Source organism: Streptococcus sp. HMSC034B05, from assembly GCF_001809055.1.
Classification (GTDB): domain Bacteria; phylum Bacillota; class Bacilli; order Lactobacillales; family Streptococcaceae; genus Streptococcus; species Streptococcus constellatus.
In genome coordinates, this window is the sequence record NZ_KV795581.1 from 113,861 (window position 1) to 128,438 (window position 14,578).

General features: G+C 37.1%; 12 protein-coding genes. 2 read left to right on the plus strand and 10 right to left on the minus strand.

The genetic code is table 11. The features are described 5' to 3' along the window. The 8 genes from HMPREF2542_RS00580 to HMPREF2542_RS00615 form a co-directional block, all read right to left on the minus strand. Positions 1-1,113 (minus strand): acyl-CoA dehydrogenase family protein, encoded by a 1,113-nt coding sequence (locus tag HMPREF2542_RS00580; RefSeq protein ID WP_006269540.1) that lies wholly within the window; start codon positions 1,111-1,113, stop codon positions 1-3. A 22-nt stretch (positions 1,114-1,135) separates the two neighbouring features. Further along, the gene (locus HMPREF2542_RS00585; protein WP_006269593.1) at positions 1,136-2,044 is read right to left on the minus strand and encodes a LysR family transcriptional regulator; all 909 of its coding nucleotides are present in this window, start codon (positions 2,042-2,044) and stop codon (positions 1,136-1,138) included. Positions 2,045-2,234: 190 nt separating this feature from the next. Next, complete coding sequence (locus tag HMPREF2542_RS00590; protein ID WP_003069053.1) at positions 2,235-2,888, minus strand: 3-oxoacid CoA-transferase subunit B; 654 nt, start codon at positions 2,886-2,888, stop codon at positions 2,235-2,237. Between the two features lies 1 nt (position 2,889). Continuing rightward, a complete protein-coding gene (locus tag HMPREF2542_RS00595) occupies positions 2,890-3,612 on the minus strand; it encodes a CoA transferase subunit A (RefSeq protein ID WP_003069052.1) in 723 nt (240 codons plus the stop codon). 17 nt (positions 3,613-3,629) lie between these two features. Next, positions 3,630-4,409, minus strand: a complete 780-nt coding sequence (locus HMPREF2542_RS00600; protein ID WP_003069051.1) for an enoyl-CoA hydratase/isomerase family protein — start codon at positions 4,407-4,409, stop codon at positions 3,630-3,632. A gap of 299 nt (positions 4,410-4,708) precedes the next feature. Then, a complete protein-coding gene (locus tag HMPREF2542_RS00605) occupies positions 4,709-5,887 on the minus strand; it encodes an acetyl-CoA C-acetyltransferase (protein WP_058669548.1) in 1,179 nt (392 codons plus the stop codon). Positions 5,888-5,904: 17 nt separating this feature from the next. Next, positions 5,905-6,753, minus strand: coding sequence for a 3-hydroxybutyryl-CoA dehydrogenase (locus HMPREF2542_RS00610; RefSeq protein WP_003069048.1), 849 nt, complete (start codon positions 6,751-6,753; stop codon positions 5,905-5,907). Positions 6,754-6,845: 92 nt separating this feature from the next. Beyond that, positions 6,846-8,054 (minus strand): acyl-CoA dehydrogenase FadE, encoded by a 1,209-nt coding sequence (locus HMPREF2542_RS00615; protein WP_003069045.1) that lies wholly within the window; start codon positions 8,052-8,054, stop codon positions 6,846-6,848. 346 nt (positions 8,055-8,400) lie between these two features. On the opposite strand from HMPREF2542_RS00615, the gene HMPREF2542_RS00620 reads away from it, so the two are divergent. Further along, positions 8,401-9,717, plus strand: a complete 1,317-nt coding sequence (locus HMPREF2542_RS00620) for an FAD-containing oxidoreductase (RefSeq protein ID WP_006269582.1) — start codon at positions 8,401-8,403, stop codon at positions 9,715-9,717. 195 nt (positions 9,718-9,912) lie between these two features. On the opposite strand, the gene HMPREF2542_RS00625 is transcribed toward HMPREF2542_RS00620, so the two are convergent. Further along, positions 9,913-10,656, minus strand: coding sequence for a class A sortase (locus HMPREF2542_RS00625; protein WP_049480428.1), 744 nt, complete (start codon positions 10,654-10,656; stop codon positions 9,913-9,915). Between the two features lie 23 nt (positions 10,657-10,679). Further along, entirely contained in the window at positions 10,680-13,124 is a 2,445-nt protein-coding gene (gene gyrA, locus HMPREF2542_RS00630) for a DNA gyrase subunit A (RefSeq protein ID WP_058669549.1), read from the minus strand. A gap of 199 nt (positions 13,125-13,323) precedes the next feature. Between gyrA and HMPREF2542_RS00635 the strand changes: the two genes are divergently transcribed. After that, complete coding sequence (locus tag HMPREF2542_RS00635) at positions 13,324-14,307, plus strand: L-lactate dehydrogenase (protein WP_058669550.1); 984 nt, start codon at positions 13,324-13,326, stop codon at positions 14,305-14,307. Positions 14,308-14,578 lie beyond the last annotated feature (271 nt).

Sequence of the window (14,578 nt, forward strand, 5' to 3'; positions counted from 1 at the left end):
TTACTCCTTTAGCCATCTTTCAGCAATTTCTCGTCTAATAGAATTTCCAGACCTACCATAATTTTCAATAATCTCAGCATCCTTTAAGTAACGTCTGATATTAATTTTATCAAATTTTTGAAAAGGCCCGATAAGTCTAATAATTTCATCGGATATTTCAATTGCAACTTTAGTTGTGTATAATTTTATGCGAGAAACAAATTTTGCGTCTTCTTCTATCTGACTAGGATAGGAGTCAAAATAAGCTTCTGCCGAGCATAGTTTATTATACAAATCAGCAAACTTATGTTGGTGAACCTCGACATCAATCAAGCGCTTACCAAATTCTCTTTTCACTTTTGCAAATTCAAGTCCTTTCTTAAAAGCTCCCTCAGCAATCCCTAACGCAATAGCACTTAAACCAAGTTGCATATTCTTGATAATGTTAGCAAATTGTACATCTCCAAGCAATTCACCTCCCAGTAAAGCATGTTTTGGGAGTAAGACATTTTCTAAAGTAACTGAACTCAAAGGGAGACCGATTAACCCTGGCTTTTCAATTTGTTCACCAATCAGAACATCTGAATCATTCGGATCGACAATAAAGAGTCCGTACGTCTCTTCCTTACTTTGTTCTTTTACTTTTGCCAAAATTAATAATATATCTGCAACACTGCTATTAGAAATCATGGCTTTTTTCCCTGATAGATACCAGCCCTGCTCAGTTTTTGTTGCATAGGTTTCTAGGTCTTCCAGTCCATTTAAGTGCTTATATTCACAAAATCCCAGCCCTGCTATGCAGTTGCCTTTCAGTAATTTTTCAAGATATAACTCCTTTTGCTCTGCTGTCCCAAAATTTAAAATAGAATAGATGCCATAGCAGCCTTGGGTTAATAAAATAGCTGAAAGAGCAGCAAATTCATTAGCAATTTTTCGGATAAATGTGATGAAATCAGAACTCAATGTATGATTTTTTTCAGATAAAATGGGCGAAAATATCTTCATATCATTCGCTAAATTATCCCATATCTCTCTTGGGAAATCATTTGACTCATCATATTCTCTTACATAGTTTCTAATTGCTGTATTTACATATGAATCAAGCATTGTTGCTGTAGTGCTATTTTTTGACATTGATTCTCTCCTTTATTAAGTATCAAGGCTCTGAAATAGGCTGATAATAATCTTTTAAAAGTTCTTCATAAACATATGCTTCAACTTCGTTATAATTTGTTTTATAAGGTCTGCAGAACCAAATATTAAATGGTATCGGATCTTTAAAACGGACAACTTTAAATTTATCTTTATCTACAAAGTACTCTACTGGACGAGGTAAAATAGCAATCATATCGTTCTCATACGTGGACTCTGTTAAAAAGTCCCACGTTGATGATAAATAGGTAAAATTCGTTTTTATTTTTTTGTTTTTTAATTTCTCTGTTATCAATTCATAAGTGGTAAATGATTTATTAAAGGTTGCCAAATCATAAGCAGCGATGTCTTTCCATTCTAAAAATTCTTTATCCGCTAAAGGATGATTTTTGTCCATGTAAGCTGCATATTCATCGACTTGGATAATATATTGCTCATATTTTTTTGTATCCAAACTAGTTGGTTCAATCAATAAAACAAAATTCAAATCGCCTTCGATAAATTTTTGACGTAAATCCTTGCTTCCACCTTCTACAACTTGAATATTGATGTGTGGATTATCCTTTAAAAATTTAGGGAGCACACTGGCAAAGTAAACGCGTAAAATCAAAGAAGGAATACCTAAACTAATGGTACCTTTTTGTTTCTGGGCTTCTCTATGAATCATGGACTGCATTTCTTCGTAACGATTAACAATTTCAGTTGCAAAACGATAAATTTTCCCACCAGCTTCTGTCAGACTTTCTAGCCTTCCATTTCTACGATTAAAAAGCTGAAGTCCTTCAGCGGTTTCAAAATTTGTGACAAATTGACTCAAAGCAGATTGACTAATATGAATTTTTTTAGCAGCAATTGAAAGATTACATCCACATTCAACGATATTAATAAAATACGTCATTTGAATAATATCCATGTTCGTCGTCTCCTATCTTCAATATTTTTGTGATGTAATTTGTCAAGAATAAAATAGCAACCAATCATTTTGAATACAGATGATTAGTTGCTAATAGTTCGATTAAAAACTTATCATCGATAAAGTTCTTTATAAGCATATAGTAACACATTTTATGGCAAACAGTAGTTCTATTTGCTTGATATTTTAACTAGATAGACATTGTTTTTAAATCTTCCGACACAATTACGTCTCCAGCTGTTTTTTCAAGGACTTCTTCCAGAGTGACGCCGGGTGCTAATTCTTTTAGCAGGAATTTACCATCTTGAAAGCCAAATACCGCTAGTTCTGTGATGACTAAATCCAAAACTCCTTTAGCTGATAGAGGCAATGTGCACTCTTTCAGCAATTTTGACTGTCCATCAACAGTTGTATGTTGGATGGCAGCGATAACTTTTTTAGCACCAACGAGAAGATCCATAGCCCCTCCCATTCCTGGCGCGAATTTGTCAGGAATAATCCAGTTTGCAATACTGCCATCTTGGCTGACTTCTAACGCTCCTAAAACCGTCGCATCAACATGACCTCCACGAATAATAGCGAAAGAAGTTTGAAGATCAAATAAAGACGCTCCTGGTAAAAGAGTAATGGGGGCTCCACCAGAGTTGGCCAGATTCGCATTGTAGTTTTCTTTTGTCGGTGTCTCACCAAAACGAAGTGCCCCATTTTCTGCTTGAAGAATCACATTCACACCTTCAGGAATGTAATCAGCAGAAGCGTTCGGAATCCCAAAACCAAGGTTGATGACATCTCCATCCTTAAATTCAAGTGCGATACGTCTTGCAATAATTTCTTTTGGTTTCATATTACACTACCCCTGCAAATTTTTTTGTCTCCGTCCAGAGGTCCCCCATCATTTCATGATGTTCTTCAGCAGTCAAACTTTTAACAACATAATCTACAAGGATTCCTGGAATGTATATATCGTTGGGATCGATTTCACCAACTTCAACAATGTCATTAGTTTCGACAATAACTGTATCAGCTGCAAGCGCTAGTTGCAATGAAATATTTTTAGTTGTACCGTCAATATATAAATTACCATATTTGTCTGACTTGGTAGCTTTAATCAAAGCAACATCGATTTTCAAAGGGTCATAAACCAGATATTCTCTGCCATTACGGACTACTTTTTCATAGTCATTTTCCAAAATAGTACCTACACCAGTAGGAGTCAAGACAGCTCCTAAACCGGCTCCAGCAGCGTGAAGTCGTTCTACCACAGTTCCCATTGGTGTGAACTCAACTTCCATATCACCACTAAAATATTCATGTTGCACTGCTGCAGAAGTTCCCACATGAGCAGCGATGTATTTTTTTACTTGGTGGTTTTCGCATAAACGACCAACACCAACTTCTTTACCAGGTTGTGAAGTCACCACCGATACTATTGTTAAGTTTTGTTGATTTTGTCGAATCAGTTCTTCAATGAGTTCAAATGGTTCACCTACCCCAAGAAAGCCTGAGATGCCAACCATATCGCCAGATTTAATCTTAGAAATTGCTTCTGGTAATGTTACAATGTGCATACCACTACCTCCACCTACTATTTGCGATTAAAAACAGCTTTGCGCTTTTCTACAAAAGCATGCATCCCTTCTACTTTATCCTCTGTAGAGAACAACAATGCTTCTGCTTCAGTTTCGAGCCTAATAGCATTTTTAAGTGGAAGTTCTGAACCAACCTGAATAACATGTTTAGCTTTCTCTACTGCTAACGGTGCATTCTTCATAATTGCAGCAGCCAATTCTTCAGCTGAAGTTAACAGTTCTTCCGCAGAAACCAACTTATTAAGAATTCCCAGTTCGTAGGCTTCTTGACCTTTCACTGTACGAGCAGTGAAAATCAATTCTTTCGTACGGCTTGTTCCAATCAAACGAGACATACGTTGAGTACCAGCGAATCCTGGAATAATGCCCAAGCCAACTTCTGGAAAGCCAACAACTGTCTTTTCAAATCCAATACGGATATCTGTCGAAAGTGCTAATTCCATTCCTCCTCCAAGTGCATACCCATTGAGTACTGCAATTGTTGGTTGACGTAAGTCAGAAAGTCGAGTAAAAGTATTGTTTGCAAATGTCATATATTCAAAAGCTTGAATTGGCGACATCACGTCCATTTCTTTAATATCAGCTCCAGCTACAAATGCCTTTTCTCCTGCCCCTGTTACAATCACAACACGGATTTCTTCACTTTGTTCAACTTGATCAAGAACATCATTCAGATCAGTTAATACTTGAGAACTCAAAGCATTTAATGCTTCAGGACGATTGATCGTAATGTAGCCGATGCTGTTTTTTACTTCTAGTAAAACAGTTTTACTCATTTTAATGCTCCTACTTATAAAATTTGAAATATTAAGTACAGTGTCAACAAATACTTGAACCAAAAATGTAAGAGCTTACAATGCTATGATATCCCATTTTCCCATTCTCGTCTACTTAATCTTAATTTATAACTCTATAAGTTTAACTTATAGAGTTATAAAAAATACTAAGACTTTTTGATTTTCAAAATAAAAAAACAAACTCTACTAAGAATCATTTAAGATAAACGTCTTAGATAGAATTTGTTTTACAGAGTAAAAAAATCAAATGGTAAATTAAATTTAGTAGGTAATTATTTTTAACGTTCTACAATAACTGCTGTGCCCATTCCTCCTCCGATACAAAGAGTTGCAAGACCACGTTTAGCATCGCGTTTTTCCATTTCATGCAACAAAGTAACCAGAATACGGCAGCCTGATGCTCCAATTGGATGACCAAGTGCAATGGCACCACCGTTTACGTTTACTTTTTCCTGATCAAGATTTAACTCCTTACCAACAGCACATGCTTGCGATGCAAATGCTTCATTGGATTCAATCAAATCGAGATCTTCAGTTGTAAAGCCACCCTTTTCAAGTGCTTTACGAGAAGCATAAATTGGTCCGCAACCCATGATTTTCGGATCTAATCCTGCACTTGCATAGGATTTTATGGTTGCTAAAACAGGAATGCCTAGCTCTTTCGCTTTTTCTGAACTCATGACAACAACTGCTGCCGCTCCATCGTTGATACCAGAAGCATTACCAGCTGTGACCGTTCCACCTTCTTTAAAGACAGGGCGTAATTTAGCCAAACCTTCTAGTGAGGCATCTTTTCTTGGAAATTCATCCGTATCAAAAACAATTGGCTCACCTTTTCTCTGTGGAATAATCACTGGAACGATTTCTTCTTTGAAACGTCCAGCTTCAATAGCTGCCACAGCACGTTGTTGTGACTGAACAGCAAAAGCATCTTGGACTTCACGAGAAATATCATACTGTTCAGCAACATTCTCAGCTGTGATTCCCATATGGAAATCACCAAAAGCGTCAGTCAGACCGTCGCGCAACATAGTGTCAATCACTTTTGTATCTCCCATACGAGAGCCCCAACGCTGACCTTGAAGAACGTATGGTGCCTGACTCATATTTTCTGCACCACCTGCTACAATAATATCTGCATCTCCACATAAAATTGCTTGGGCAGCTAATTGAACTGTTTTCAGTCCTGAACCACATACCTTATTCACTGTAAAGGCTGGAGAAGAGACTGGAATACCCGCATTGACACTCATTTGACGTGCTACATTTTGCCCTAGTCCTGCTGCCAACACATTTCCCATAATCACTTCATCAATTTGTTCTGCTTTCAAATGTGCTCGTTCAATCGCACTTTTAATAACCAAACTTCCCAAATCAACAGCTGAAATATTTTTCAAACTTCCACCAAAAGAACCTAATGGTGTACGAACTGCTGATACAATCACTGCTTCTTTCATTTCTTGCTCCTTATATCTTAATATTTAAAGAAACCTTCCTTTGTCTTACGACCCAGTTTACCAGCTTCAACCATTTTTTTCAACAATGGAGCAGGACGATATTTTGGATCACCAAATCCATTATTCAATACACCCATAATAGCTAAGCAAACATCCAAACCAATCAAATCAGCTAAAGCCAATGGTCCAATAGGATGGTTAGCACCGAGTTTCATAGCTTCATCAATTTCTTCAGCTGTTGCAACCCCTTCTCCGAGAATGAAAATCGCTTCATTAATCATCGGAATCAACACACGGTTCACTACAAAACCATAAGAATCTTTAACATCAACTGCTGTTTTACCGATTTTTTCAGTTAATTCACGAACAGCTTTAACGACTTCTTCTGATGTTTGAAGTGCTTTGATTACTTCGACCAATTTCATAACAGGAGCAGGATTAAAGAAGTGCATTCCAATGACTCGTTCTTGATGTACTGTTGCTGCAGCAATATCTGTGATAGACAAAGATGAGGTATTTGAAGCTAAAATAGTTTCTGGAGATGTCAATTCATCTAATTGTTTAAAAATACTCAACTTAATATCTCTATTTTCAGTAGCTGCTTCAATAACTAACTGAACATTTTTAGCATCCTCATATGAAGTTGATGGAATCAGCTTACTCAAAATACTATTTTTATCATCTTCTGAAAGACGACCTTTTTCAACGGAGCGTGTTAGTTGCTTAGTGATATTTCCGATGCCTCTTTCAACGAATTCTTCTTTAATATCATTCAAATACACCGTAAAGCCTGATTGCGCAAAAACTTGAGCAATACCACTTCCCATTTGACCTGATCCAATGATCATTACGTTTGAAATATTCAATTTTTTCTCCTATCTAATACGTTACAAAATTTAAAGCGAAAGAATAGGAACGATTGAATGATATACACCCCTCAATCGCTCCTTTTTCGTCATTATACAAATGCACCTAAGCCAGTGATTTCACGACCAACAATCAAAGCGTTGACTTCATGAGAACCTTCATAAGTGTAAACTGCCTCAGCGTCTGCAAAGAAGCGTGCAACGTCTGTTTCAAGAGTAATTCCATCGCCTCCACATGTTTCACGAGCAAGAGCCACCGTTTCACGCATGACAAGTGAATTGTGCATTTTAGCAAGAGCAGAATTTAACATCAATTCATTACCTGCTTCTTGCATTTCAGCGATACGAACTGAATAAGCGATTGCTGCTACGGCGTTTGCTTGCATTCTAGCCAATTTTTCTTGAATAATTTGGAATTTAGCAATTGGACGTTTGAATTGTTGACGATTTGTAGCGTATTTCAAGGCTGCATTAAATGATCCGCAAGTTATCCCCATAGCGATATGAGCCACATCAGCACGAGTAAATGTAAGAATACGAGCTACATCTGCAAATCCATTGATATTTACTAAACGGTCTGAATCTGGAACTTCAACATTTGTCATGGTAATATGACCATTTCGAACACACCGAAGTGCAATTTTATGTTGGATGACTTCTACATCGTAACCAGGAGCTCCCTTACGAACGATAAAACATTTAACCTTACCATCCGCTACATCGCGAGCAAATACTGGGATAACATCTGCTGTATCTGAACCACCAATCCAACGTTTTTCACCATTAAGAATCCATTTATCTCCAACACGTTCAGCAGTTGTTGCGAGTCCACCTGCAATGTCTGAACCTGAAAGTGGCTCTGTCAAAGCAAAACATCCTTGCCAATCAAATGCTGCTAATTTAGGAAGAAATTCTTTTTGTTGGCGTTCATCACCACCGAGCAAGATTGTATTATAGCAAAGTCCGCCATGAACAGTATAGAATGTAGCCATTGATGTATCAAAACGAGCCAATTCCAAGTAAAGGAATGCGATATAAAGTTCTGATGGTTTGTAGCTGCCTTCACGTCCCTCAAACAATTTAGGATTGTTCATAATTTGTGCACCTTTGGCAACTGTGTAAAATTGTTCAAATGGAAAATCAGGTTTTTCCCAATGTTCATTGATAACAGGACGAAGATGTTTTTCAATCAAACGACGAGTTTCTTGCAAAACTTCTGCTTCTCCTAATGTCAAACCATCTGCATAATGGAAAAGATCTTCAGGATATAGTTCACGTAAAATTTCTTCTTTGGTTGCCATAGTATGGACTCCTTTGTAATAGTATGATAAGAGCGCTTTCATTTTAAGGCTCAGTATTTGTTGACGCTTTCATTTTATATCGAACACGCTATAATGTCTACTTAAGATAAATTAAACTTCCCATAAGCTAGTGTTATACATGCTGATTTTAGTGGATTTTCAAAGGTTAAAATCTAAATTTTCCAAATAAAAAAATTTTCAGATTCTAAAAATTTCTTTATAAAATTCAAGAATTTTATAAAGATTTTTTCCACTACATGTAGCGGCCAGATCAATTTTACGGAGCAAAATACAGGCAATTTCAGAATAGATGTGCTACAATATTTGTAAAAAACGGAGGAAAACCATGTTAATATATGATCTAATTGTCATTGGTTTTGGTAAAGCCGGAAAAACATTAGCAGCCAAAATGGCAATGCAAGGAAAAAAGGTTGCTTTGATTGAACGCAGTAAAGCTATGTACGGTGGAACTTGCATCAATATCGCTTGTATTCCAACCAAAACCTTACTAGTAGCTGCAGAAAAAGGATTATCTTTTGAAGAAGTAATGACTGAGAAAAATGCGGTTACTAGCAGACTCAATGGGAAAAATTACGCAACTATTAGTGGTGCTGGAGTCGATATTATTGATGCAGAAGCTCATTTTCTATCCAATAAGGTAATTGAAATTGTCTCAGGTAACCAAAAACAAGAATTAACAGCTGAAAATATCGTCATCAATACAGGTGCTATCTCTAACATTCTACCAATCCCAGGACTTACTACATCAAAAAATGTTTATGATTCAACAGGTATTCAAAACCTTGATAGACTACCTAAAAGTCTTGGAATTCTTGGCGGTGGGAATATCGGTCTTGAATTTGCTGGTTTGTTCAATAAATTAGGAAGCAAGGTCACTGTTCTTGATGCTGCCGATACCTTTCTACCACGTGTAGAACCTTCTATCGCTGCCATGGCCAAACAATACATGGAAGAAGATGGCATTGAAATTCTTCAAAATGTCTTTACTCAAGAAGTTAAAAATGATGGTGACGAGGTGATTGTCGTTACTAAAAATAAAAGTTTTCATTTTGATGCTTTGCTTTATGCTACCGGTCGCAAGCCAAATATTGAACCATTAAAGCTAGAAAATACAGATATTCAAATAACAGATCGTGGTGCTATCCAAGTTGATAAGCATTGTCAAACTAGTGTTTCTGGCGTTTTTGCTGTTGGAGATGTCAACGGTGGATTGCAATTCACCTATGTCTCATTAGATGATTTCCGTATAGTTTTTAGTTATTTAGCAGGTGACGGCTCATACACACTTGATGATCGTAAAAATGTACCGACTACCATGTTCATCGCTCCACCACTCGCTCAAATTGGTCTAACTGAAGCACAAGCTAAAGAACAAGGATTGCCTTATGCAACTAAAGAAATTCCAGTTTCAGCTATGCCACGTGGACATGTCAATGCTGACCTCAGAGGAGCATTCAAAGCAGTTGTAAACACAGAAACTAAAGAAATTCTTGGCGCTACTATCTTCTCACAAGGAGCTCAAGAAATTATTAACATTCTAACTGTAGCTATGGACAACAACATACCATATACTTATTTCACAAAACAAATCTTTACTCATCCAACCCTAGCCGAAAACCTTAACGATTTGTTTGCGATTTAGTGATGGTAATTGAGTTGTCATCAAAATTTAACACGAGTCGTTTTACTTTCAGCTAACGAAAAAGGTTAAGCAAAAACTTCCTGAATAATGAAAAAAGCTTAAAATCAAGTTATTAAAAACGTTGATTTTAAGCTTTTCTATTGTTAGCTACTTAATTTTGACTAAAAACGGAATCTTTGCCCAGCTTCTTTTATTTTATAGTTGCATTTGATTATATGTTTTACTAAATGCATTCAAAATTTCTTTTGGAGCATCCTTGTAAGAAGTTTCTCCTTCTAGTGTTCCTTTAACAATCGTTCGCGAAGTAGCTGCAGCATCTTCGCAGGTCACTAGCGTTACCTCATTGACTCCTTCACGATCATTAATCACATCTACTCTGTCAGGTGAAACATTTTCAACAGAAGTAATGGAATAAGTATATATCTTCTCTTTATCTGTTAGGTAAATCTTCATTCCGGCTTTTGCACGATCTAATGGAGAAAATAGCATATTACTTGCACCTGTAATTCCAAACACATGGTGACTCGCCAATGCATAATTCCCTTTCCCCATTTGTTGCGTTTCTTTCATAGTACCTGCACCATAATAAAGCCCTACATTATCCAAGCCTTTAAAGATTGGTAGATTCATTGAAAGTTCTGGGATAGCAATTCCTCCAATAACTGGTAATTGCTGAGCTCGCCATTGAGCATTAATCACATCTTCAGTTGACAATGATTTTACTTTGTCAAAGTTAAAGCTGGTTTTGGCTTTTTTATTTTTATTAATCTTATCTTTTGAAACATTGCTCACTTGATACCTATTGGTATGCCAGACCATAATCATATTACGAATAGAAGAGTTAAAAATAAGTGCAAGCGCTACAATAATTAGCAATGTCGCAACAATATTAATCAGAATATTTTTTCTTTTATTATGTTTTTTTCTTCTTGATGACATAACATTTCCTTTTATCTAGTTTATTATTCATCCACTTCTTTTTCATCTTCTGCTTCAACACTTGTAAAAGTAACAATTTGCGCTCCCTTATCTAGTCGCATTACTTTAACACCCAAAGTTGCACGTCCTGTTTGAGAAATGTTAGCAACATTTGTTCGGATAATGACACCTGTATTTGTGATAATCATTAAATCTTCATCACCGTTCACGGCCATAAGCCCCGCTAATGGACCGTTCTTTTCAGTGATATTCGCTGTTTTCATTCCTTTTCCACCACGTCCTTTCGTAGCGTATTCACTAGCCAAAGTTCGCTTACCATAACCTTTTTCAGTAATGACTAACACTTCTTGATTATCCGAAATAACGCTAGCTCCCACAACATGATCATCTTGGCGCAAATTTACGCCACGTACACCAGTTGCAGCTCGTCCCATGTTGCGAACCTGATTTTCATTAAATCGTACAGCATAGCCCATTTTTGTTCCGATAATGATGTCTGTTTGCCCATCTGTCAGAAAGACGTTAATTAGCTCATCTTCATCTTTTAAATTCAGAGCTTTTAGCCCGTTTTGACGAATGTTAGCAAATTCTGTTACGCTAGTTCGTTTTACCACACCATGGCGCGTGGTGAAGAAAAGATAAGAATGATCATCGTGTTCAGCTTGAACATTGATGATTGTCTGAATTGTTTCACCTTCGTCCAATTTCAACAAATTGACAATTGGAAGTCCTTTAGCTGTACGACCATATTCAGGAATTTCATAACCTTTCAAACGATAAACACGGCCTTTATTGGTGAAGAAGAGCAAGCGTTCATGTGTACTAGTAGAAACTAATTCACGAACAAAGTCATCGTCCTTAACACCTGTCCCTTGAACCCCTCGACCACCACGTTTTTGAGCTGTAAATTCATCTTGATTTAGCCGTTTGATGTAACCTTTATTGGAAAGCGTGATTAAAACATCAGCCTCTTCAATTAAATCTTCATCTTCAAGAGATAAAACTTCCCCGACCATTAGTTCCGTACGGCGCTTATCAGAAAATTTACGTTTGACTTCTTCCAACTCTTCTTTGATAATCGCAACAACTCGTTCTGGTTTTGCCAATATATCTGTCAAATCCGCAATTAATTTCATTAAATCATCGTATTCAGACTGAATCTTATCGCGCTCCAATCCTGTCAAACGACGAAGACGCATATCCAAAATCGCCTGACTTTGACGTTCGGACAATTCATACTGCGACATCAATTCTGCTTGTGCTTCCGCATCAGTTTCACTATTTCGGATGATGCGAATCACTTCATCGATATGATCAAGAGCAATTAGTAAACCGGCTAAAATATGTGCACGAGCTTCTGCCTTTTCTTTATCAAAAATCGTCCGACGAGTTACCACTTCTTTTTGATGCTCAATATAAGCAAGCAGAATTTCACGCAAGGAGAGAATTTTAGGAACTCCATTTTGAATCGCTAGCATATTGAAACTGAAATTCGTCTGCATTTGCGTGAGTTTAAATAAGTTATTTAAAATAACATGCGCACTTGCATCACGCTTCACTTCAATGATAAAGCGCACTCCTTCTCGATTAGATTCATCACGAACTGCCGTAATCCCATCAATGCGTTTTTCTTGAACTAACCGTACAATATGTTCGTGCACTTTTGTTTTATTGATCATATACGGAAATTCGGTAACAACAATCCGTTCTCGACCAGATTTAGTTTCTTCGATTTCTGTCCGAGCACGTAAAACGATAGAACCTTTTCCAGTTTCATAAGCACGGTGAATTCCCGACCTTCCCATGACTAAAGCTCCCGTTGGAAAATCTGGACCAGGCAATACTTCCATAAGGTCACGTGTTGTTACATCTGGATTGTCTATAATCAATTTAACGGCATCAATGGTTTCACCAAGATTATGGGGAGGAATATTGGTAGCCATCCCCACAGCAATCCCAGTTGCTCCATTAACCAATAAATTAGGAAAACGTGACGGTAAGACTAATGGCTCACGTTCGCTGCTATCATAGTTATCCGCAAAATCAACTGTATTTTTGTTAATATCGCGCAACATCTCAAGCGATATTTTACTCATACGAGCTTCTGTATACCGTTGTGCTGCGGGACCATCTCCATCCATAGAACCAAAGTTTCCGTGACCATCGACCAGCATATGACGGTAAGACCACCATTGCGCCATCCGCACCATCGCTTCATAGATAGAGGAATCTCCGTGTGGGTGATATTTACCCATAACATCACCCGTAATACGAGCAGATTTCTTATGTGGTTTATCAGGGGTAACACCTAGTTCATTCATTCCATACAATATTCTTCGATGAACAGGCTTTAAACCATCTCGAACATCAGGAAGGGCACGAGCCACAATGACACTCATGGCGTAATCGATAAAACTCGTCTTCATTTCGCTCGTTAAGTTCACATTGACTAAATTATTATCCTGCATTAAAAAATGCCTCTCTTCAATTTATATGACCATATCATTATAACATAAATCATGATTTTTTTCAGTAAACACCCCTTATCATAAAAACGTTTACATAAGATGATATGTATTATATCCGTGACAAAATGTTACAAAAGTGATAGAATGAAGTTGTAAAGGGAAAATGTTCCCCAATAAAATAAAGGAGATGTTTAGCAAAATGACTCTTACTAAACAACATAAAAAAGTCATCCTTGTCGGTGACGGTGCTGTAGGTTCTTCTTACGCATTTGCTCTTGTCAACCAAGGTATCGCTCAAGAACTTGGTATCGTTGATATTTTCAAGGAAAAGACAGAAGGAGATGCTGAAGACCTTAGCCACGCCCTTGCCTTCACTTCACCTAAGAAAATCTATTCAGCAGAATATGCTGATGCGCACGATGCAGATCTTGTTGTTTTGACTGCTGGTGCACCACAAAAACCGGGTGAAACTCGTCTTCAATTGGTTGAAAAAAACCTCCGCATCAATAAAGATGTTGTTGCCAAAATTGTTGAGTCAGGATTTAACGGTATTTTCCTTGTGGCTGCTAACCCAGTTGATATCTTGACTTACTCAACTTGGAAATTCTCTGGATTCCCTAAAGAACGTGTCATTGGTTCAGGTACTTCTCTTGACTCAGCACGTTTCCGTCAAGCGCTTGCTGAAAAATTGGATGTAGATGCTCGCTCTGTCCATGCTTACATCATGGGAGAACATGGTGATTCAGAATTCGCTGTTTGGTCACATGCTAACGTTGCAGGTGTCAACCTTGAAAATTATCTTCAAGACGTAGAAAACTTCAATGCTGCTGAATTGGTTGACTTATTTGAAGGCGTTCGTGATGCTGCATACTCAATTATCAATAAAAAAGGTGCAACATTCTATGGTATCGCAGTTGCCTTAGCTCGTATTACAAAAGCTATCCTTGATGACGAAAATTCAGTTCTTCCACTTTCGGTATTCCAAGAAGGTCAATATCCTGGTGTTACAGATTGCTACATTGGACAACCAGCTATTGTTGGCGCACATGGTATCGTACGTCCAGTAAATATCCCGTTGAATGATGCTGAAAAACAAAAAATGCAAGCTTCTGCTAAACAATTGAAAGATATCATCAATGATGCTTTCTCTAAAGAAGAATTTGCTTCAGTAGCTAAAAACTAAAGAATTTCCTTTCTTACTCCTTGTTTTATCAAGGAGTTTTTTCATTTTAAAACAGGAATAAAATTTGAAATTTTTTAGTTTGCGGTTTTAGCTTCGTTACCTAACATTCCTTTAGAATCTTGAAGTATGAATGAAAAAAATTGTTCTTTCGAGTTTGAAAAGCGAATGTTATTGGAACTGTTTCATAAGTCCTATCTATTCTTTCAACTATATTAATAGCTTTTACTAGCGTAAAGTAAGAGTCTGAGACAAAATAGTTCTCAGTCACAAA